17 protein-coding genes are annotated in these 20848 nt (G+C 70.1%); 11 read left to right on the forward strand and 6 right to left on the reverse strand.

The window, feature by feature from the left end; all coding sequences use genetic code 11:
* Nucleotides 1-85 precede the first annotated feature (85 nt).
* From DES41_RS27595 to DES41_RS27605, 3 genes are read left to right on the forward strand one after another with little or no spacing between them, the layout of a single operon-like run.
* Nucleotides 86-3451: a PAS domain S-box protein gene (locus tag DES41_RS27595; RefSeq protein WP_170168304.1), complete on the forward strand. Its 3366-nt coding sequence runs from the start codon at nt 86-88 to the stop codon at nt 3449-3451.
* Entirely contained in the window at nt 3448-3843 is a 396-nt protein-coding gene (locus tag DES41_RS27600) for a response regulator (protein ID WP_170168305.1), read from the forward strand. Before DES41_RS27595 ends, DES41_RS27600 begins: the two co-directional genes overlap by 4 nt.
* Complete coding sequence (locus DES41_RS27605; RefSeq protein WP_114470834.1) at nt 3840-5963, forward strand: CHASE2 domain-containing protein; 2124 nt, start codon at nt 3840-3842, stop codon at nt 5961-5963. The genes DES41_RS27600 and DES41_RS27605 overlap by 4 nt, the downstream gene beginning before the upstream one ends.
* Here the strand turns inward: DES41_RS27605 and DES41_RS27610 are convergent, their stop codons facing one another.
* From DES41_RS27610 to DES41_RS27620, 3 genes are read right to left on the reverse strand one after another with little or no spacing between them, the layout of a single operon-like run.
* Nucleotides 5964-6560, reverse strand: a complete 597-nt coding sequence (locus tag DES41_RS27610; RefSeq protein ID WP_114470835.1) for an OmpA family protein — start codon at nt 6558-6560, stop codon at nt 5964-5966. It lies immediately after the preceding gene.
* Nucleotides 6557-6994, reverse strand: coding sequence for a FecR family protein (locus DES41_RS27615; protein ID WP_114470836.1), 438 nt, complete (start codon nt 6992-6994; stop codon nt 6557-6559). The genes DES41_RS27610 and DES41_RS27615 overlap by 4 nt, the downstream gene beginning before the upstream one ends.
* A gap of 59 nt (nt 6995-7053) precedes the next feature.
* On the reverse strand, nt 7054-7797 hold the full coding sequence (locus DES41_RS27620) for a Crp/Fnr family transcriptional regulator (protein WP_114470837.1): 744 nt from the start codon (nt 7795-7797) through the stop codon (nt 7054-7056).
* Nucleotides 7798-7898: 101 nt separating this feature from the next.
* Here DES41_RS27620 and DES41_RS27625 point away from each other — a divergent pair, with 101 nt between their 5' ends.
* From DES41_RS27625 to DES41_RS27660, 8 genes are all read left to right on the forward strand, one after another.
* A complete protein-coding gene (locus DES41_RS27625; protein WP_114470838.1) occupies nt 7899-9845 on the forward strand; it encodes an AMP-binding protein in 1947 nt (648 codons plus the stop codon).
* Nucleotides 9845-10678 (forward strand): ABC transporter ATP-binding protein, encoded by an 834-nt coding sequence (locus tag DES41_RS27630; RefSeq protein WP_114470839.1) that lies wholly within the window; start codon nt 9845-9847, stop codon nt 10676-10678. The genes DES41_RS27625 and DES41_RS27630 overlap by 1 nt, the downstream gene beginning before the upstream one ends.
* 9 nt (nt 10679-10687) lie before the next feature.
* Nucleotides 10688-11617: a branched-chain amino acid ABC transporter permease gene (locus DES41_RS27635; protein WP_114470840.1), complete on the forward strand. Its 930-nt coding sequence runs from the start codon at nt 10688-10690 to the stop codon at nt 11615-11617.
* 3 nt (nt 11618-11620) lie between these two features.
* Nucleotides 11621-12682, forward strand: coding sequence for a branched-chain amino acid ABC transporter permease (locus DES41_RS27640; RefSeq protein WP_114470841.1), 1062 nt, complete (start codon nt 11621-11623; stop codon nt 12680-12682).
* Between the two features lie 39 nt (nt 12683-12721).
* Nucleotides 12722-14020: an ABC transporter substrate-binding protein gene (locus tag DES41_RS27645; RefSeq protein ID WP_114470842.1), complete on the forward strand. Its 1299-nt coding sequence runs from the start codon at nt 12722-12724 to the stop codon at nt 14018-14020.
* Nucleotides 14021-14024: 4 nt separating this feature from the next.
* The gene (locus DES41_RS27650; RefSeq protein ID WP_114470843.1) at nt 14025-14852 is read left to right on the forward strand and encodes an ABC transporter ATP-binding protein; all 828 of its coding nucleotides are present in this window, start codon (nt 14025-14027) and stop codon (nt 14850-14852) included.
* 23 nt (nt 14853-14875) lie between these two features.
* Complete coding sequence (locus DES41_RS27655) at nt 14876-16135, forward strand: phenylacetate--CoA ligase family protein (RefSeq protein ID WP_114470844.1); 1260 nt, start codon at nt 14876-14878, stop codon at nt 16133-16135.
* Nucleotides 16136-16232: 97 nt separating this feature from the next.
* Complete coding sequence (locus tag DES41_RS27660) at nt 16233-17210, forward strand: tripartite tricarboxylate transporter substrate-binding protein (protein ID WP_114470845.1); 978 nt, start codon at nt 16233-16235, stop codon at nt 17208-17210.
* A 135-nt stretch (nt 17211-17345) separates the two neighbouring features.
* Here the strand turns inward: DES41_RS27660 and DES41_RS27665 are convergent, their stop codons facing one another.
* The 3 genes from DES41_RS27665 to DES41_RS27675 are packed head-to-tail and all read right to left on the reverse strand — an operon-like array spanning nt 17346 to nt 20847.
* The gene (locus DES41_RS27665) at nt 17346-18701 is read right to left on the reverse strand and encodes a DUF3526 domain-containing protein (protein WP_114471135.1); all 1356 of its coding nucleotides are present in this window, start codon (nt 18699-18701) and stop codon (nt 17346-17348) included.
* Nucleotides 18698-20125, reverse strand: a complete 1428-nt coding sequence (locus DES41_RS27670) for an ABC transporter permease (RefSeq protein WP_114470846.1) — start codon at nt 20123-20125, stop codon at nt 18698-18700. The genes DES41_RS27665 and DES41_RS27670 overlap by 4 nt, the downstream gene beginning before the upstream one ends.
* On the reverse strand, nt 20122-20847 hold the full coding sequence (locus tag DES41_RS27675) for an ABC transporter ATP-binding protein (protein ID WP_114470847.1): 726 nt from the start codon (nt 20845-20847) through the stop codon (nt 20122-20124). The genes DES41_RS27670 and DES41_RS27675 overlap by 4 nt, the downstream gene beginning before the upstream one ends.
* Between the last annotated feature and the right edge of the window lies 1 nt (nt 20848).

The raw sequence follows: 20848 nt of genomic DNA on the forward strand, positions 1-20848 counted from the left end.
CTCTCCTTGACGGGGATGGGACCGGGCGGATTGTAGGCGCGGCATGCGCTATGCTGGCCCGCCCCAGAACGGCTTTGTGCCCACCATGCGCGCCGATTCCGCCGCCCCATCCGCCGCCACCGGCTTCGCAGCGCAGCTCATCGCGCATGCGCGCGATGGCGTGCTCGCCAGCGATGCGGCAGGCCGCGTGGTCGAGTGCAATCCCGCCGCCGAGCGCCTGCTCGGCTGGCCGCGCAGCGAGGCCCTGGGCCAGCCATTGGCCGCACTGCTGGTGCCCCTGCATGCCGACGAGCTGCATGCCAGCGGCCTGCAGGCCTACCTGCGCTCGGGTGAAATGCGCGGCCTGGATGGGCTGCTCGAACTCGACGTGCTGCGCCGCGACGGCTGGGCCATCACGCTGGAGCTGTCGGTGTTCGCGCTGCCAGGCGAGGGCATGGCGGGGCTCTTCCTGCGCGATGTGTCCGAGCGCCAGTCCACCCAGCGCGCGCTGCGCCAGTCCGAGACGCGCTACCGCGCGCTGGTGGAGCACCTGGGGCAGGGCATGGCCGTGATCCAGCATGGCCGCGTGGCGTTCTGGAATGCGCGCGCCCTGGCCGTCATGCGGTTGCAGGCCGCCGATGTGGAGGGCGCCGACTACCTGCAGTGGCTGCACCCGGACGACCGCGGCCTGGCTGCCGTGCGCCAGCAGGCGCGCCAGCGCGGCGACAAGGCGGCGCACCGCTACGAGCTGCGCCGCCTGCTGCCGGGCGGCGAGCTGCGCTGGCTGGACGTGCATGCCACCGTCGTGCCCTGGGGCGGCGAGCCCGCAACCATGGTGTTCTTCTCCGACATCACCGAGGCCAAGGCCACGCGCGCGGCACTGCTGGCCTCGGAGGAGCGCTTTCGCGCCGTGCTCGAGCACCTCAGCGAGGGCATGGTCGTGGTCCAGGACGAGAAGGTGGTCTACGCCAACCCGCGCGCTGCGCAGATCGTCGACATGCCGCTGGCGCAGATGCAGCAGATCGGCTTTCTCACCCGCGTGCACCCGGACGACCAGGCCCTGGTGCTGGAGCGCCAGCGCCAGCGCCTGGCCGGCGGCAGCCCGCCCGACCACTACGAGCTGCGCCTGCTGCTGCCCGGTGGCGTGGTGCGCTGGATCGCCATCGGCGTGGCGGTGGTGCCCTGGGGCGGCGCGCCGGCGGCGCTGATCTTCTTCACCGACATCACCGAGCACAAGGCCATGACGGAGGAGATCCGCGTGTCCGAGCAGCGCATGCGGGCCGTGGTCGAGCATGCGGGCGAGGGCACGATGGTCGTGATCGAGACCGACAAGCCGGTGTTCGTGAACCTGCGCGCGCTGGAGATCCTGCGCATGACGCACGCCGAGCTCGACCAGCGCGGCTACCTGCAGCTGCTGCACCCCGACGACCGCGCCATGGTGGTGGACCGGCGCCGGCGCCGGCTGGCCGGCGAACCGGTGGAAAGCCGCTACGAGGTGCGGCTGCTGGACAGCGACGGCGTGCAGCGCTGGATCGAGATGGGCACCACCATCGTGCCGTGGTCGGGCCAGCGCGCCACGCTGACCTTCTTCACCGACATCACCGACCGCAAGATGATGCTGGAGGCGCTGCACCGCTCCGAGGAGCGCTACCGCGCCGTCGTCGAGCATGTGGGCGAGGGCATGGTCGTGGTGCAGGACGACCGCTTCGTCTTCCTCAACGAACGCGCGCTGCAGATCGCGCGCAGGACGCGCCGCGAATTGCTGGGCCAGAGCATCGTCAACGCCGTGCACCCGGAAGACCGCGCGATGGTCGCCGAACGCCAGCGCCAGCGCGTGTCCGGCGAGCCCGTGCCCGACCGCTACGAGCTGCGCCTGCGGCATGCGGACGGCAGCACCACATGGATCGAGATCGGCGTGACCCAGGTGCCCTGGGAGGGCAAGAGCGCCTCGCTCGGATTTTTCTCCGACGTGAGCCGGCGCAAGGCGCTGGAGGCGCGGCTGCGCGAGACGCTGGCCGAGCGCGAGACCATCCTGGAGAACTCGCGCGTGGGCATCGCCTTTCTGACGCAGGACCGCCAGCTGCGCTGGGCCAACCGGGCCATGGGCCGCATCTTCCGCACCGACCGGGCGCTGCGCAGCGCGCCCAACTGGGGCGAGGTGGCGTTCGAGTCCCTGTTTCCCACGCCCGACGACCATGTCCGCTCCAGCGCCGCGATCGACGCCCGCATGGCCGCACAACAGCCCTACGAGGCCGAGCTGCAGTTGCGCCGGCGCGATGGCGCGCTGTTCTGGGCCTCCGTCACGGGCACGGCCGTCAGCTCCAGCGATGCCACGCGCGGCACGGTCTGGACCGTCATGGACGTGACCGAGCGCAAGGAGCTCGAGGTGGCGCTGCAGCGCACCCTGTCCGAGCGCGAGGCCATCTTCGCCAGCGTGCTGGTGGGCATCGCCTTCAACGTGAACCGGCACATCCGCTGGGTCAACGACAAGTTCCTCGAGATCATGGGCTACAGCCGCGAGGAGCTGAGCGGCCAGCCATCGCGCATGCTGTACCCGGACGAGGAGAGCTACCAGCGCGAGGGCGCGTTGACGGCCGAGCACCTGCGCCGCGACGGCCACTACACCAGCGAGCGCCAGATGGTGCGCAAGAACGGCGAGCGCATCTGGGTGCAACTGGCCGGGCGCTGCGTCTTCGGCAAGAACCCGGAGGCTGGCGCCATCTGGACCTTCCTGGACATCACCGACCGCAAGCGCGCCGAGGACGACATCCGCGCCGCGCTCGTGCGCCAGCAGGAACTCAATGTGCTGCGCTCGCGCTTCGTGGCCATGACCAGCCATGAGTTCCGCACCCCGCTGGCCACCATCCTGTCCTCGGCCGAGCTCATCGCGCACTACGGCGAACGCATGGAAGTCGGCGAGCAGCAGGAGGTGCTGCAGGGCATCGTCTCCGGCGTGCAGCGCATGACCGGCATGCTCGACCGCATGCTGCTGATCGGCCGGGCCGACGCCCAGATGCTGGATTGCCGGCCGCAGCCACTGGACCTGGCCGCGCTGTGCCGCCACTGCGCCGAGGAAGTGCGCAGCCAGTACCCCGAGCGCGCGGCCGACATCGTCGTCGAGTACCGCTGCGCGAGCCCCGAGGGCCAGTTCGACGAACGGCTGCTGCGCCACGTGCTGGGCAACCTGCTGTCCAACGCCGTCAAGTACTCGCCGCAGGGCGGCCAGGTGCGCCTGCGGGTGCACGACCAGGCGGCGCGGCGCGTGTTCGAGGTCAGCGACCACGGCATCGGCATCCCGCTGGGCGAGCAGGCGCACCTGTTCGAGACCTTCCACCGCGCCAGCAACGTGGGCGCGATTCCGGGCACCGGCCTCGGCCTGGCGATCGCGAAGAAGGCGGTGGAGGCCCACGGCGGCAGCATCGAGGTGCTGAGCGAGGCCGGGCAGGGCTGTTGTTTCCGGGTGCTGCTGTGAGTGGGGCGGCAACGGCCGGCGCCAGCGTCCTGGTGGCCGAGGACGAACCGGAGATCCGCGCCAACCTGCAGCGCCTGCTGCGGCTGGAGGGCTACCGCGTACGGGTCGTCGCGGACGGGCGCGCAGCGCTGGCCGCGCTGCAGGAGCACACGCCCGACCTGCTGCTGACCGACGCGATGATGCCCGAGCTCGACGGCGAGGCGCTGCTGCGCATGCTGCGCGCCGATGCCCGCTACGGGAAGCTGCCGGTGCTGCTGCTGACCGCGCGCGCGGACGCCGAGGACCACGCGCGCGCGCTGCAGGCCGGCGCCAGCGCGGTCGTGACCAAGCCGTTCCAGCGCGCCGTGCTGCTGGACTGCATCCGCGGCCTGCTGGCAGGCGCCAGCGCATGAACCGTCGCTGGCGGGTGGTCGGCCAGCTGTCCGTGCTGGGTGCGACGCTGGCCCTGGCCCTGGCCGTGGTGCTGGCCGATCCGGCCTGGCTGCGCGCCATGCGCCATGCGGTCTTCGACCAGTACCAGCGCTGGCAGCCGCGCGTCGGGCAGGACATGGGCGTGCGCATCATCGACGTGGACGAGGAGAGCCTGGCGCGCTTGGGGCAGTGGCCCTGGCCCCGCACGCGCATGGCCGAGCTGCTCGACCGCGCCCGCGCAGGCGGGGCCGCCGTGGTCGGTTTCGACGCCGTGTTCGCCGAGCCCGACCGCAGCGCGCCGCGGGCCCTGCCGCAGCTGGCCGCGTTGCCGGCCGCCGCGCGTGCCGCGGTGCTGGCGCTGCCCGATCCGGATGCACGCTTCGCTGCCAGCCTGGCCGGTGCGCCGGCGGTGCTGGGCTTTTCCATGCGGCCCGATGGCGCCGCGGCCGACCTGCCCGAGCGCGCACGCTACGTGCAGCTGGGCGCACCGGCCCTGGCCTACGTGCCGCGGGGCGGCAGCGTGGTGGCGCCGCTGCCGCTGCTGGCGCAGGCGGCGGCCGGGCTCGGTGCGCTGTCGTTCCTGCCCGATGGCGACGGCGTGCTGCGCCGCGTGCCGCTGGTGCTGCGCACGGGCGAGCGGCTGCTGCCCTCGCTGTCGGTGGAGATGCTGCGCGTCGCTGAGGGCCAGCACAACATCCTGCTGCGCGCCGACGGGGGCCCGACCGGCGGCCTGCGCGAGCTGCGGGTGGGCCGCCGGGCACTGCCCGTCACGGCCGACGGCGAACTCTGGCTGCACTTCCGCCAGGGCGACCCGGCGCGCCGCATCCCGGCCTGGCAGCTGCTGCAGGGCCAGGTCGATGGGCAGGCCCTGCGTGGCCGCCTGCTGCTGGTAGGCAGCTCGGCCCAGGGCCTGCAGGACCTGCGTTTCACGCCGTTGGGCGGCGTGGTGCCCGGCGTGGAGGTGCATGCGCAGGCGCTGGAGCAGATGCTGTCCGGCACGCCGCTGCAGCGGCCGGCCGAGATGGAGGCCCTGGAGGCGCTGGCGCTGCTGCTGGGGGGGCTGCTGGTCGGCGCGCTGGCGTTGCGGCATGGGCCGCTGCCGTCGGCGGCGGCGCTGCTGGCCGTGCTCGGCCTGTTTGCCGGCCTGGGCTGGTGGGCCTTTTCGGCCCAGCGCCTCCTGGTCGACCCGCTGACACCGGCGCTCGGTGTGCTGGCCGCCTTCCTCGTGCCCAGCCTGGTGCGCTACCACGCCAGCGAGCAGCGCAGGCGCTGGCTGGCACGTGCGTTCTCGCGCTATGTCTCGCCCAATCTCGTCTCGCACATCGTGCGGCACCCCGAGCAGCTCGCCCTGTCGGGCGAGCGGCGCGAATGCAGCTTCATCTTCACCGACCTGGCTGGCTTCACGGGGCTCATGGAACGCATCGACCCCGCCGATGCCGTGGGCCTGCTCAACGGCTACCTGGACGGCATGATCGCCATCGTGTTCCACCACCAGGGCACGCTGGACCGCATCATCGGCGACGCGCTGGCCATCATGTTCTCGGCCCCGCTGGACCAGAGCGACCACCGCCAGCGTGCCTACGATTGCGCGCTGGAAATGCAGCGCTTCGCCCATGTCTATGCGAAGGGGCGGCCGCTGGGGCATACGCGCATCGGCGTGCACAGCGGCGAAGTGATCATCGGCAACTTCGGCGGCCGCACCATGTTCGATTACCGCGCCCTGGGCGATGCGGTGAACACCGCCTCACGGCTCGAAGGCGCCAACAAGTACCTGGGCACCCGCGTGTGCGTGTCCGAGGCCACGCTGGCGGGCTGCACCGGGGCGCAGGTGCGCCCGGTGGCGCGGCTGCTGCCCAAGGGCAAGAGCCAGCCGCTGCGGGTGTTCCAGCCGCTGCACGATGGCCTGGCGGGCCCGGTGGACCCAGCCGCGCTGGCGGCCTATGCGCAAGCCTATGCGGCGTTGGAGGATGGCGCGCCAGAGGTGCTGGCGCTGTTCGAGGCGCTGGCCCTGCAGCAGCCGGACGATGCACTGGTGCGCATGCACCTGGAGCGCCTGCGCAGCGGCGGGCGCGGCGACCTCATCGTGCTCGACGGCAAGTGATCAGCGGACCGTGACCTCGACGCGCCGGTTGCGCGGCTCGGCGGTCTCGTCCGGCGTGGACACCAGCAGGTTGGTCTCGCCGTGCGAGGTGATGTCCACATGCTGGGCCGCGGCGATGGCTTCCTTGAGCAGCTGGCCGACCTGCTCGGCGCGGCGCAGCGCGAGCGCTGCGTTCTGCTCGGCGCTGCCCACGGTGTCGGTGTGGCCGATGATGGACAGGTCGGCGGTCGGGCGGCTCTTCACGTCGGCAAGGATGTCGGCCAGCAGCGCCTGGGAGGCCGCTGTGATCTGTGCATTGCCCACGTCGAAATACAGCACGAACACGCGTGGTGGGCGTGGCTGGGCCGCCATGGCGGCGCCCGCGTCGCGCTGCAGCTGCTCGGGGCTCACGGTGAACACCGTGGCCGGGCCATCCAGCGCCACGGCCTGGCGCGGCGCCTTCAGTTCGGCGGCGCCGGCGGGGCTGCTGTAGACCACGCGGCCGGTGCTGCCGTCGGCGTTCTCCAGCAGCGCGACATAGGCCCGCGGAGGTGCCGGCGGCGTGGCGCAGCCGGCCAGCAGCAGGGCGGCGAGCAGGGCAGAGACGCGCCGCCTCATGGCTGCACCACCGCCACGAAGCGCGTGCCGCGTACGCCGATGATGCCGGTCGGCGTCTTGATCCTGACGGCCTCTGGCTTGAGCCTGGCGATGGCGCCCGACACGTATTGCAGGCTGCCGGCCCCGATGCTGCCACCCAGCTGCAGGCCGCCCTCGGCCGGCGCAAAGAGGAAGTCCTCCAGCGTGAAGGTGGTCGAGGGGCCGAAGGACAGCATGGTGTTGTCCTTGAGCGTGATGCCCAGGCTGCCGTCCGCGCCGGTGCGCACCACATCGCCCACCGCGAGCGCCATGCCCGCCCGGGCTGGCATGGTCTTGCCGGACGAGACGATGCTGGCCTGGCCGCTGGCGGTCTTCACGTAGCCGGCCGCCTGCGCCATCGCATTGCCGGCGGCCAGCGCCAGGGCGGCGCCGAGGATCAGAAGAAGCTGTTTCATGGGGGGCCCGTGCGAGGCGCAGAGTGGTTCGGAGACCACATAACGATACACCTGCGGTTTCAGGTGACAGCGGCGCTTCCGGGCACCTCGGTGCGCAGGCGCTCCAGGTCCAGAACGCGCAGGCCGCCATATTCGGTGCGGATCAGCCCATCCTTCTGCAATGTGGCCAGGGCCTCGTTCACGCGCTGGCGTGACAGGCCGACGAGGTAGGCCAGTTCCTGCTGGGTGATGCGCAGCACCTGGCCCACGCCGGGGTAGAGCACGGGGTTGAACAGCGCGGCCAGGTTGCGTGCCACGCGCACATCCGGGTCGGCCAGGCGGTCGATCTCGCGCGCTGCGATGAACTGGCCCAACCGCTCGTTGAGCTGGTTCATGACGAAGCGGTTGAAGCCGATCGAGTGGTCCAGCAGCCAGTGGAAGCTGTCCACCGGGATGCCGGCCACCACGCTGGCGCGCAGCGCCTGCACGTTGTAGCGGTAGGGCTCGCGCTTCAAGGCCGTGCCCTCGCCGAACCAGCCGCCGGAGGGCAGGCCGGCGAAGGTCATGGTCTGGCCCAGCGCGGTCTCCGAACTCATCTTGAGCAGGCCTTCGATCACGCCGAACCAGTAGGTCACGGGCCGGCCGATGCGGCAGACATGGTCGCCAGGCCGTGCATTGACGGCCGTGATCTCGGGCAGCACGCCGGCACGCTCGGGTGGCGTGAGTTCGGCCAGCCACGGAATGGCATCGAGTTCGCGTACCGTGGGTGGGCGCCGGCGCAGGTGCAGCGGCGAGGCTTCGGGTAAGTCCTGGGGAGGGGTCACCCTTAAATTGTCGTTGAGCCGACATCGTGGCGTCAAAGTCCCGCCTACGATGCGGCCACTTCTGCATGGCTGCGCCTGCCGGAGCCGAACTTAGGAGCGTCATGGACACCACCTTTCCCCAACTGCTGCTCAAGCATGCCGCCGAACGGCCGGGCGCTCCTGCCATGCGCGAGAAGGAGTTCGGCATCTGGCAGACGCTGACCTGGCGCGACCTCGCCACCATGGTCGAGCACGCCGCCTGTGGGCTGCATCTGGCCGGCCTGCAGCGTGGCGAGCACCTTGCGGTGGTGGGCGCCAACCGGCCGCGGCTGTACGCCTGCATGCTGGCCGCGCAGGCGCTGGGGGCGATCCCGGTGCCGCTGTACCAGGACGCCGTGGCCGCCGAGTGCGTGTTCCCCATGTCGAATGCCGAAGTGCGCATGTGCGTGGTGGAAGACCAGGAGCAGGTCGACAAGATGCTGGAGGTGCGCAGCCAGTACCCGGCGCTCACGCAGATCTGGTACGACGACCCGCGCGGCCTGCGCAACTACAGCGACAGCGGCCTGGCAGGCCTGGCGGAACTGCTGGAGCTGGGCAAGGCCCGCGCCGCGCAGGACAGCGGCTTCTTCAAGGCCCGGGTGGCCGAGGGCCGGCCCGACGACGTGGGTGCCATGTTCTTCACCTCGGGCACCACGGGCAACCCCAAGGGCGTGGTCCACACCCACCGCAGCCTGCTCAACCGCGCCAAGGCCGGCGCCGATTTCGACAAGCTCACGGCCGACGAGGACGTGCTGGCCTACCTGCCGCCGGCCTGGATCGGCCAGAACATCTTCAGCTACTCGCAGTGGCTGGCCTGCGGCTACGTGGTGAACTGCCCCGAGTCGGCGGCCACGGTCACGATCGACCTCAAAGAAATCGGCCCGACCTACTACTTCGCGCCGCCGCGCGTGTTCGAGGGCTTGCTCACCAGCGTGATGATCCGCATGGAGGACGCCGGCCGCATCAAGCGCACGATGTTCCACCGCTTCATGGACGTGGCCCGCCGCGTCGGTCCGGCGCGCATGGACGGCAAGCCGCTCTCGCTCTCCGACCGCCTGCTCTACGCGCTTGGCAACCTGTGCGTCTACGGCCCGCTGCGCAACACGCTGGGCTTTTCGCGCGTGCGGGTGGCCTACACCGCCGGCGAAGCCATCGGCCCGGACCTGTTCACCTTCTACCGTGCCATCGGCATCAACCTGAAGCAGCTCTACGGCTCGACCGAGACCGCTGTGTTCGTCTGCCTGCAGCCCGACCACGCGGTGCGGGCCGACACCGTGGGCGTGCCGATCGAGGGCGTGGAGATCAAGGTGGCCGAGAACGGCGAGATCCTGGTGCGCTCGGCCGGCCTGCTCAAGGGCTACTACAAGAACCAGAAGGCCACGGACGAAGTGCTGACGGCCGACGGCTGGTACCACACCAGCGACGCCGGCTTCCTCGACGCGAGCGGCCAGCTCAAGATCATCGACCGCGTGAAGGACGTGGGCCGCATCGCCGGCGGCGCCAACGACGGCGCGATGTTCGCGCCCAAGTACGTGGAGAACAAGCTCAAGTTCTTCCCCTACATCAAGGAGGCCGTGGCCTATGGCGACGGCCGCGCCAGCGTCGCCGTGATGCTCAACATCGACTTCGAGGCCGTGGGCAACTGGGCAGAGCGCCGCAACCTGCCCTATGCCGGGTACACCGACCTGGCGCAAAAGCCCGAGGTCTACGAACTCATGCGCGAGTGCGTGGAGAAGGTCAACGCCGATCTCGCGCAGGACGCCATGCTGGCCGGCAGCCAGGCCAGCCGCTTCCTCGTGCTGCACAAGGAACTCGATGCCGACGACAACGAACTCACGCGCACCAACAAGGTCCGCCGCGGCTTCATCGCCGAGAAGTACGCCGTGCTGATCGCCGCACTCTACGGCGGCAAGACCGAGCAATACATCGAGACGCAGGTCAAGTTCGAGGACGGCCGCACCGGCAGCATCAGCGCCACACTGCGCATCGGCGACGCGAAGACCTTTGCGCCCGTGCAGAAGGCCGCGTGATGAACGCCTCCACCATGACAGAAACCACTGCCCTGACCTCGCCCACCCCCACCGGTCGCAAGATCGGCGAGGTGATCCTGGAGGTGCGCAACATCAGCCTGCGCTTCGGCGGCGTGAAGGCGCTGACCGACATCAGCTTCGATGTGCGCGAGCACGAGATCCGCGCCATCATCGGCCCCAACGGCGCCGGCAAGAGCTCCATGCTCAACTGCATCAACGGCGTCTACGCGCCGCAGGAAGGCGCGATCACCTTCCGCGGCGAGACCTTCAAGCACATGAACTCGCGCCAGGTGGCCGAGATGGGCGTGGCCCGCACCTTCCAGAACCTGGCCCTGTTCAAGGGCATGAGCGTGCTGGACAACATCATGACCGGCCGCAACCTGCGCATGAAGACCAACATCTTCCTGCAGGCGCTGCGCTGGGGCCCGGCCGAGCGCGAGGAGATCGCGCACCGCGAGAAGGTCGAACGCATCATCGACTTCCTGGAAATCCAGCCCTTCCGCAAGACGCCCGTGGGCCGCCTGCCCTACGGCCTGCAAAAGCGCGTGGACCTGGGCCGGGCGCTGGCCATGGAGCCGCAGGTGCTGCTGCTCGACGAGCCCATGGCCGGCATGAACGTCGAGGAGAAGCAGGACATGTGCCGCTTCATCCTCGACGTGAACGACGAGTTCGGCACCACCGTCGTGCTGATCGAGCACGACATGGGCGTGGTGATGGACATCTCCGACCGCGTGGTCGTGCTCGACTACGGCAAGAAGATCGGCGATGGCACGCCGGACGCCGTGCGTGGCAACGAAGACGTGATCCGCGCCTACCTCGGCACCACGCACTAGAGACAAGCCATGGGATTCTTCCTCGAAACACTGTTCGGCGGCCTCATGGCCGGCATGCTCTACGCGCTCGTGGCGCTGGGCTTCGTGCTCATCTTCAAGGCCTCGGGTGTCTTCAACTTCGCGCAGGGCGCGATGGTGCTGTTCGCGGCGCTGGCCATGGCGCGCTTCTCCGAGTGGCTGCCCAAGCTGCTGGGGTTCGAAAGCCTGCTGCTGGCCAACGTGCTGGCGCTCATCGCGGCGATCGCCGTGATGGCCGTGCTGGCCTGGCTCATCGAGCGGCTGGCGCTGCGCCAACTGGTCGGCCAGGAGCCGATCGCGCTCTTGATGGCCACGCTGGGCATCGCCTACTTCATCGATGGCGCCGGCCAGCTGCTGTTCGGCAGCGCGACCTACAAGATCGACGTGGGCATGCCCAAGGACCCGATGATGGTGCTGGAAGGCACCTTCGAGGGTGGCCTGCTGCTCAGCAAGGAAGACCTGTACGCGGCGCTGATTTCTGCCTTGCTCGTGATCTGCCTCACGCTGTTCTTCCAGAAGACGCCGACCGGCCGGGCGCTGCGCGCCGTGGCCGACGACCACCAGGCGGCGCAGTCCATCGGCATCCCGCTGTCGCGCATCTGGGTGATCGTCTGGACCATCGGCGGCATCGTGGCGCTGGTGGCCGGCATCATCTGGGGCTCCAAGCTCGGCGTGCAGTTCTCGATCTCGCTGGTGGCGCTGAAGGCGCTGCCGGTGGTGATCCTGGGCGGGCTCACCTCGGTGCCGGGCGCCATCGTCGGCGGGCTCATCATCGGCGCGGGCGAAAAGCTCTCGGAGATCTACATCGGCCCCATGCTGGGCGGTGGCATCGAGAACTGGTTCGCCTACGTGCTGGCCCTGGGTTTCCTGCTGGTGCGGCCGCAAGGGCTGTTCGGCGACAAGATCATCGACCGGGTCTAAGACATGCTCTACAGAGAAAACGGCCAGTTCAAGCAGACCTACCGCAGCGACCTGCAGATCTTCCCGGTCCTGCAGGACCGCATCGCCCTCTATGTGCTGCTGGCGGTGGCCTTCGTCGCCGTGCCCATGCTGGCCAGCGACTACTTCTTCCGCGCCGTGCTGATCCCGTTCCTGATCCTGGCGTTGGCCGCGCTGGGCCTGAACATCCTGGTCGGCTACTGCGGCCAGATCTCGCTGGGCACGGGTGCCTTCATGGCCATCGGCGCCTATGCGGCGTTCAACCTGCAGGTGCGCTTCGACCTGCCTCTGCTGCTCTCGCTGATCGGCGGCGGGCTCGCGGCCACGGTGTTCGGCGTGCTGTTCGGCATCCCGAGCCTGCGCATCCGCGGGCTGTACCTGGCGGTGGCGACACTGGCGGCGCAGTTCTTCACCGACTGGTTCACCAACCGCGTGAAGTGGGTCACCAACGACTCGCCCTCGGGCTCGGTCAGCGTGGGCGGGCTGTCGTTCTTCGGCGTGGCGGTCGAGACGCCGGCGCAGAAGTACCTGCTGTGCCTGGCCATCGTCTGCGTGTTCGCGCTGCTGGCCAAGAACCTGGTGCGCGGCGCCATCGGCCGGCAGTGGATGGCGATCCGCGACATGGACGTGGCCGCCGCCGTGATCGGCATCCGCCCGGTCTACGCCAAGCTGTCGGCCTTCGCCGTGAGTTCCTTCATCGTCGGCGTCGCCGGGGCGCTGTGGGCCTTCGTGCACCTGGGCTCCTGGGAGCCGGCGGCGTTCAGCATCGACCGCTCGTTCCAGCTCTTGTTCATGGTCATCATCGGCGGCCTGGGCTCCATCTCGGGCGCCTTCTTCGGCGCCGCCTTCATGGTGCTGCTGCCGCTGTTGCTCAACTACGTGCCGCACTGGCTGGGCCTGCCGCTGTCCACGGCCACGGCCTCGCACCTGGAGCACATGATCTTCGGCGCGCTGATCGTGTTCTTCCTGATCGTCGAGCCGCACGGCCTGGCGCGCCTGTGGCTCACGGCGCGCGAGAAGCTGCGCCTGTGGCCCTTTCCTCACTGACCTCTGTCCAAGCTTTCCCACCCACCCCAGGAGACAACCATGAAACTGAAATCCCTCGCTGCCGTTGCCGCGGCCTGCCTGTCCATGCTGGCCGCGCCGGGTGCCCACGCCCAGGCCGATCAGTTCGTGCCGTTGCTGGTCTACCGCACCGGCCAGTTCGCGCCGCTGGGCATCCCGTGGGCCGATGGCAAGCAGGACTACCTGAAGCTCATCAACGCGCGCGATGGCGGCGTGAACGGCGTCAAGCTCACGTTCGAGGAGTGCGAGACGGCCTACGACGCCGCCAAGGGCGTGGAGTGCTACGAGCGCCTGAAGGACCGCGGCGCGGCCGGCTTCGACACGCAATCGACCGGCATCACCTTCGCCGTGACCGACAAGGCCTTCGCCGACAAGAAGGTCGTCGTGACGATGGGCTATGGCCTGTCGCAATCGGCCGACGGCACGGTGTTCGAATGGAACTTCCCGCTGCTGGGCTCCTACTGGACGGCTGCCGACTCCATCGTGCAGGACATCCTCAAGAAGGAAAAGGGCAGCCTCAAGGGCAAGAAGATCGCGCTGGTCTACCACGACTCGCCCTACGGCAAGGAACCCATCCTGCTGCTGCAAAAGCGCGCCGCCAAGGAAGGCTTCGAACTCTCGCTGTTCCCGGTCACGCCCCCCGGCGTGGAGCAAAAGAGCACCTGGCTGCAGATCCGCCAGCAAAAGCCCGACTACGTGCTGCTGTGGTCGGCCGGCGTGATGACGCCCGCCGCCGTGCGCGAGGCCCAGGCCACCGGCTATGCTCGCGAGAAGATCTACGCGATCTGGTGGGCCGGCTCCGACCACGACGTGAAGGACATCGGCGCCGGCGCCAAGGGCTACAACGCCATCACCATCCACAACAGCGCGGCCAAGGACAAGGTCCACGACGACCTGAAGAAGTTCGTCTACGACAAGAACCAGGGCACGGCCGGCGGCGGCGAGGTGGGCTCGCTGGCGCACACGCGCGGCATGATGATCTCGATGCTGCAGGTCGAGGCCATCCGCGCCGCGCAGGAGAAGTTCGGCAAGGGCAAGGTGATGACGGCCGAGCAGGTCAAGTGGGGCATGGAGAACCTGGACCTCACGGCCGACAAGCTCAAGGCGCTGGGCTTCGGCGAGATCATGCGGCCGGTCAAGACCTCGTGCAGCAACCACATGGGCAGCGACTGGGCGCGCATCGTGCAGTGGGACGGCGCCAAGTGGAACATCACCTCCGACTGGTACCAGGCCGACAAGAGCCTGATCGATCCGCTGGTCAAGGAGCTGTCGGCCAAGTACGCCGCCGACAAGAAGATCACCCCGCGCAGCTGCTCGTAACGCCATGACCGTCCAGCCCTCGGCCGAGCGCCGCGAGTTCCTCGATGTCAACGGCATCGAGGTCATCTACAACCACGTGATCCTGGTGTTGAAGGGCGTCTCGCTGCGCGTGGACGAGGGCAGCATCGTGGCCCTGCTGGGTGCCAACGGGGCCGGCAAGACCACCACCTTGCGGGCGGTCTCCAACCTGCTGCACGCCGAGCGCGGCGCGGTGACCAAGGGGTCGATCGCGCTGCGCGGCGAGCGCATCGAGAACCTGACACCGGCCGAGCTCGTGGACCGCGGGGTGATCCAGGTCATGGAGGGCCGGCACTGCTTCGCCCACCTGACCATCGAGGAGAACCTCATGACCGGGGCCTACACGCGCAAGGACGGCCGCGCCGCGGTGGAGCAGACGCTGGAGAAGGTCTACGCCTACTTCCCGCGCCTGAAGACCCGGCGCACCAGCCAGGCGGCCTACACCTCGGGCGGCGAGCAGCAGATGTGCGCCATCGGCCGCGCGTTGATGGCCAACCCGAAGATGGTGCTGCTCGACGAGCCCTCCATGGGCCTGGCGCCGCAGATCGTCGAGGAGGTGTTCGAGATCGTGAAGGACCTCAACACCAAGGAAGGCGTGACCTTCCTGCTCGCCGAGCAGAACACCAACATGGCGCTGCGCTACGCGGACTTCGGCTACATCCTGGAGAGCGGCCGCGTGGTCATGGACGGCGCGGCCAGTGCGCTGCGCGAGAACGAGGACGTCAAGGAGTTCTACCTCGGCACCGGTGGCGAAGGCCGCAAGAGCTTCCGTGACGTCAAGAGCTACAAGCGACGCAAGCGCTGGCTCGCCTGAACCCATCCGAGATCGACCGCAGCATGAATGCCGCCACCCTCGATGCGCGCGAGACGCGCGACCCCGCCGAGCGCGAAGCCGCGCTGATGGCAGCCCTGCCCGGCCTCCTGGCCCATGCCAAGGCGCACAGCCCGGCGCAGGCCGAACGGCTGGCGCAGGTGGACGCCGCCGCCGTCGACAGCCGTGCTGCGCTGGCCGGCCTGCCTGTGCTGCGCAAGCACGACCTGCTGGCGCGCCAGCAGGCGGCGCGCGCGGCCGGCGGCGACCCGTTCGGCGGCTTCGCCGCCAGCGGCTGGAGCGGCCTGCACCTGGCGCGGCGCGCCAAGCGCGTGTTCCAGTCGCCCGGCCCGCTCTACGAGCCGCAGGGCGCGGACGAAGACAGCTGGCGCATGTCGCGCGCCATGTACGCAGCGGGCTTTCGCGAGGGCGAACTCGTGCACAACAGCTTCAGCTACCACCTCACGCCGGCCGGCGCGATGATGGAAGCAGGCGCGCTGGCACTGGGCTGCACGGTGTTCCCGGGCGGCGTGGGCAACACCGAGATGCAACTGCAGGCCATGGCCGACCTGCGCCCGCACGGCTACTGCGGCACGCCGAGCTTCCTGAAGATCGCGCTGGAGAAGGCCGCGGGCCGGCCGCTTTCCATCTCCAAGGCCCTGGTCAGCGGCGAAGCGTGCCCTCCCTCGCTGCGCGACTGGTTCCAGGCCCAGGGCATCGCGGCCTACCAGTGCTACGCCACGGCCGACATCGGCCTGATCGCCTACGAGACGCCGGCACGCGAGGGCCTCGTGCTGGACGAGCAGGTCATCGTGGAGATCGTCGGGCCCGATGGCATGCCGCTGGCCGAAGGCGAGGTCGGCGAGGTGGTGGTGACCAGCTTCGACGCCGACTACCCGCTGATCCGCTTCGGCACGGGCGACCTCTCTGCCGTGCTGCCGGGCCCGTGCCCGACGGGCCGCACCAACACGCGCATCAGGGGCTGGATGGGCCGTGCCGACCAGACCACCAAGGTGCGCGGCATGTTCGTGCACCCCAGCCAGGTGCAGGAAATCGTGCGGCGCTTTCCAGCGCTGGGCCGCGTGCGGCTGGTGGTCAGCGGCGAGATGGCCAGCGATGCGATGGCGCTGCGCGCGGAGTGCGCCGCCCCCGACGAGGACTTGCGCGCGCGCGTGGCCGAGGCCATCCGCGAACTGACCAAGCTGCGCGGCGAGGTGCAGTGGTGCGCGGCCGGCAGCCTGCCCGACGACGGCAAGCTCATCGACGACCAGCGCAGCTACCGCTAGCGCGAGCGGCCCACACTGGGGCTTGTCTGAATTTCCCTACAGCTTCTGGGGGGCTACCATCCGCGCCGTATTTCACTTCGGTTGTAGAGGAGTCAAGATGAACAAGCTGTTGACGGCTGCTGCGCTGGCGGTTGCCGCGATGGGTGCACAGGCCCAGGATTTCCCGGGCGGCAAGCCCATCACCATCGTGGTGCCCTTCGCTGCTGGCGGCCCCACCGACCGTGTGGCGCGCGATCTGGCCGAGGCGATGCAGCGGCAGATGAACAGCAACCCCATCGTGATCGAGAACCTGGGCGGCGCCGGCAGCACCATCGGCACCACGAAGGTCGCGCGCGCCAAGAACGATGGCTACACCTTGCTGCTGACCCACGTGGGCATGGCCACCACGCCGGTGCTGTACCGCAAGCTGTCCTACAACTACGAGACCGACTTCGAGTACCTGGGCATCGTCAACGACGTGCCCATGACGCTGATCGGCAAGCCGGGCCTTGCAGCCAACAACTTCGCCGAGCTGCGCACCTGGATCGGCCAGAACGCCGGCAAGGTGAACCTGGGCAACGCCGGCATCGGCTCGGCCTCGCACCTGTGCGGCCTGATGTTCCAGAGCGAACTCAAGGCCGAGATGACCACCGTGCCGTACAAGGGCACGGCACCGGCCATCGCCGACCTGCTCGGTGGCCAGATCGACCTGCTGTGCGACCAGACCACCAACACCACCTCGCAGATCGAGGCCAAGAAGGTCAAGGCCTACGCCGTGACGACGGCCAAGCGCCTGTCCACACCCGCGCTGAAGGACCTGCCGACGCTGGACGAGTCCGGCATGAAGAACTTCCAGGTCACGATCTGGCACGGCCTGTACGCGCCCAAGGGCACGCCGGCCGCGGTGCTGACCAAGCTCAACACGGCGATGAAGGCGGCACTCAAGGATGCCGACTTCATCAAGAAGCAGGAAGGCCTGGGCGCGGTGGTGACAAGCGACAAGCGCGTCGAGCCGGCCGAGCACAAGAAGTTCGTGCAGGCCGAGGTGGCGCGCTTCGGCCCGGTCATCAAGGCGGCCGGCGTGTACGCCGACTGATCCGCGCGCGAGACTGCAGACAAGCCACCGGGTGCGAGCCCGGTGGCTTTTTCATTGCCGGGCCGCCCCAAGATGAAAAGCGCCCCCTCGGGGGGGACAGCGACCACGCATAGCGGGGAGCGTGGGGGCCATTGTTCATGGGCGCATGCGGCGTGTGGCGAGCCCGCCGGCCAGCAGGGCGAGAGCGGCGACGGTGGCCAGTGCCAGCAGCGGCACCGCCGTGCCGTGCGTGACGGCCGGAGCGGCCTGGAAGCGGGGCATGTGCGCGATGGCCTCGGCCGTGAACGCTTGGTCCTCGAACAGGTGGGGGTAGAAGAAGCCACGCAGCTGCGCGTGGAAATCCGTCACGGCGTCCTGGTAGTCCAGCTGCGCAGCGAGATCGGTGGCGGCCTGCCGGTGCAAAGCGGTCTGCACGCCCACGCCGGGCAGCAGCCAGCCCAGCCGCTCGGTCCAGCCCTGGCGCGCCTGCAGTGCCGCGCGCCAGGCTCGCACGTCCTGCGCCACGTCTTCGTCGCCGAGTTGCTGGAAGGCGAAGTACCACTTCCAGTGGAAGCCCGCGGGCAGCGGCGCCGTGCCCTGCCACTGCGGATGGCTGGCGAAGAAGCGCGCCATGGTGTCTTCGCGCGGCTGGTCCCAGGCGCCGTGCACCAGTTCGCGCTGCGCCAGGGCCAGCTCCACGCCCTGGGCGGCGGGCAGCGCGCGCTGCAGCGCCGTGTGGGCCAGCGTGGGCATCACCAGGGTCAGCAGCGCCCAGCAGCCCATGAGGGCCGTGGCATGGGCAGCGGGGCTGCGCCCGCGGCTGCCCACGGCCAGCGCCAGGCCGCTCCAGAACGCGAGGTAGGCCAGCGTGGCCAGCACGGCTGTGGCCAGCGCCGCAGCCGGCGTGCCCAGCAGCAGGGCCGCCACCAGCACCGGCAGCAGCAAGGCCAGGGCGACCAGCGCTGCGCGCAGGACTGTTCGGCGCAGCCACAGGCCAGTGCCGGCCTGTGGCAGGGCCAGCAGCGTGGCGAGCCGCCCGGCGCGGCGCTCGCCCGAGACCAGGTCGTACAGCAGCGCGATCAGGAACAGCGGCGCCAGGTAGACCAGCACGAAGGCCCAGTCGAAGCGGCCCGCCAGCGCGAGTTCGGGGTTGAAGCTCTCGCCCTCGTGCAGCTGCGACTGCAGCGCGAGCGCGCGCACCCGCAGCACCAGCGGCGCGCTGTCGCGCAGGCCCAGCGCGAGGAAGGCCGTGGGCGCAGGCGGGTTGGCGGTGGCGTGCTGGCCGTAGTAGGCGGCCGCGCCGGCGTCGCCTTGCGCGAGTGGCTTGCGCAGCTGGGCGGCCAGGTCCTGCTGCTGCAGCGGCGCCAGGCGTTCCAACGTGGCTTGCTGGCGCGCGATTTCGCGCGCACCGGACCAGACCGCCAGGCTGGACAGCAGCAGCAACAACGCGAGGGCCGCGAGCGCCAGCGGTGCGCGCGTGAGCAAGCGCCATTCGTGGACGAGCGCGTTCATGCCGCCACCCGTCCGATCCGGCGCGTGGCCCATGCCAGCACGGCACCCAGACCGGCCAGCCACAGCAGCAGCACGGTGGCTGCCGGAGTCGCCGCGCGCAGCGCCTGTGCCGGTGGCGCCGGCGTGAAATGGAACACCGCCAGGTCGTGCCAGTGCTCGGCGCCGATGCGGTTGTCGCGGCTGGAGCGGTCGCCGGCCAGCGTGAGCTTCTCGGCCTGCAGCCGGTTGAGCGACTGCACCAGCGCGTAGCGGTGGCGCTCGCCCTGTTCGAGGAAGCTGCGGTAGGCCGCGAGGTCGGTGCCGGCCGCGGCCATGGACAGGCGCCGCAGCGCCAGCACCGGGCTCAGCGGCGCCAGGCGGTCGACGTGGTCCAACTGGGCCTGCTGCAGCGCGAAGCCGGCGTCGGCATGGCGCACGAATAACTCCGAAGTCAGGCGCTCGCCCTCCATGGCCACCAGGCCTTTGTAGTTCTGCGGCAGGTCCTGCACACGCGCCACGCCGTGCTGCGCGAGCAGGCGCGCGCGGAAGGCCGCGAAGTACGGGTCGTCGGCGTTGTGGCTGTCGCCCAGCGCGGCGAGTTCGCGCGCGATGGCGATGTCGGTCTCCATGCGCGTGGGCAGGGGCAGCTGGGCCGTGGCGAGCTCGGCCGCCAGGCGCGGCAGCAGCACCACGCCGACGGCCCAGACCGCCAGCAGCGCCACGAGCGCGCTGCGGGCTTGGCGCAGCCAGGCCGAGACGCAGACCGTGGCCAGCACCCACAGCGCGAGCCACAGCGCATAGCCGGTTGCCAGCGTGGCCACCAGCACGGCCGGTGCCGGCGTGGCCGCGGCCATCCAGCCCAGCGCGAGCAGGGCTGGCAGAAGCGCCATGGCCGCCAGGCCCCCGAGCGCGAGCAGCTTGCCGGCAACGATCTGGTGCGGCCGCACGCCCTGCGCCAGCAGCTGGCGCAGCGTGCCGGCCTCGCGCTCGCGTGCCAGCGTGGCGTGACCGGCAAAGACAAGCAGCAGCGGCGCCAGCACCTGCAACACGAAGGCGGGCGTGGGCTGGCCGAAGCGCAGCAGCAGCGAGGACTGGCGCATCTCGCTGAAGTTGGCGCTGTTCTGGCGGTGGCCTTCGAGGAACAGCGTGTGGCCGGTCTGTGCGTCGACGCCGGGGTCGAACGCGGCCAGCGGGTTCAGCGGCCGGAACACGAAGTGGCCGTAGTGCACCATGCGGTGCGGGTGCCGGTCGGGTGCGTTTTCGAAGGCGTGGTCGACCTGGCTCTGGCGGCGTGCGCGTTCTGCGGTGAGCGCGTCGCGTTGCTCGGCCGCGTGGACGATGGCCACGGCGGTCAGCAGCAGCAACAGGGCGAGTCCGAGCACGGCCACGCGGTCGCGCTGCAGCCAGCGCCATTCTTCGCGCGTGATGCGCCACACGGGGCTCATGCTGCGGCTCCCGCCGCCGCGTAGCGCCGGTGCAGCGCGCGCACGTCGAAGCGCTCGGCGCCGCTGGCCGCCACCTCTTCGCGCAGCCGGCCCTGGTCGAGGAAGCCGATGCGGTCGGCCACGTCGGCCGCGCCCAGCAGGTCGTGCGTGACCATCAGGATGGCCACGCCCTCGCCGCGCAGCCAGCCGAGCAGCCGGCTGAATTCGGCCGAGGCCTGCGGATCGAGCCCGGAGGTCGGCTCGTCCAGCAGCAGCACGGGCACACGGCGCGCCAGCGCCAGGCCGATGGCCACCTTTTGCCGCATGCCCTTGGAGAAGCCGGCCACGCGACGGTCGTGGGCCGCTGCGTCCAGGCCGGCGCGTGCAAGCGCGGCGCCGATGGCGTCGGCCGCGGCGCGTTGGCCTGCGAGGTCCAGGAAGTAGGCCAGGTTCTCGCGCGCACTCAGATGCTCGTACAGGGCCACGTTCTCGGGGATGTAGGCCAGCTGGCGCCGCGCCGCGGCGGCGTCGCGCGCGGGGTCGGCGCCCAGCACACGCACCTGGCCGCGCGTGGGCTGCACGAAGCCCAGGAACAGGCCCAACGTGGTGGTCTTGCCGGCGCCGTTGGCGCCGAGCAGGGCGTAGGTTTCGCCAGCGGCGACCGTGAGGTCCAGGCCGCGCAGGATGCTGCGGTGGGCGTAGCCGGCCTCGACGGCCTGCGCGCGCAATGCGGGATGTGCCATG

This window comes from Pseudorhodoferax soli (assembly GCF_003337555.1).
In the GTDB taxonomy this organism is placed as follows: domain Bacteria; phylum Pseudomonadota; class Gammaproteobacteria; order Burkholderiales; family Burkholderiaceae_C; genus Pseudorhodoferax; species Pseudorhodoferax soli.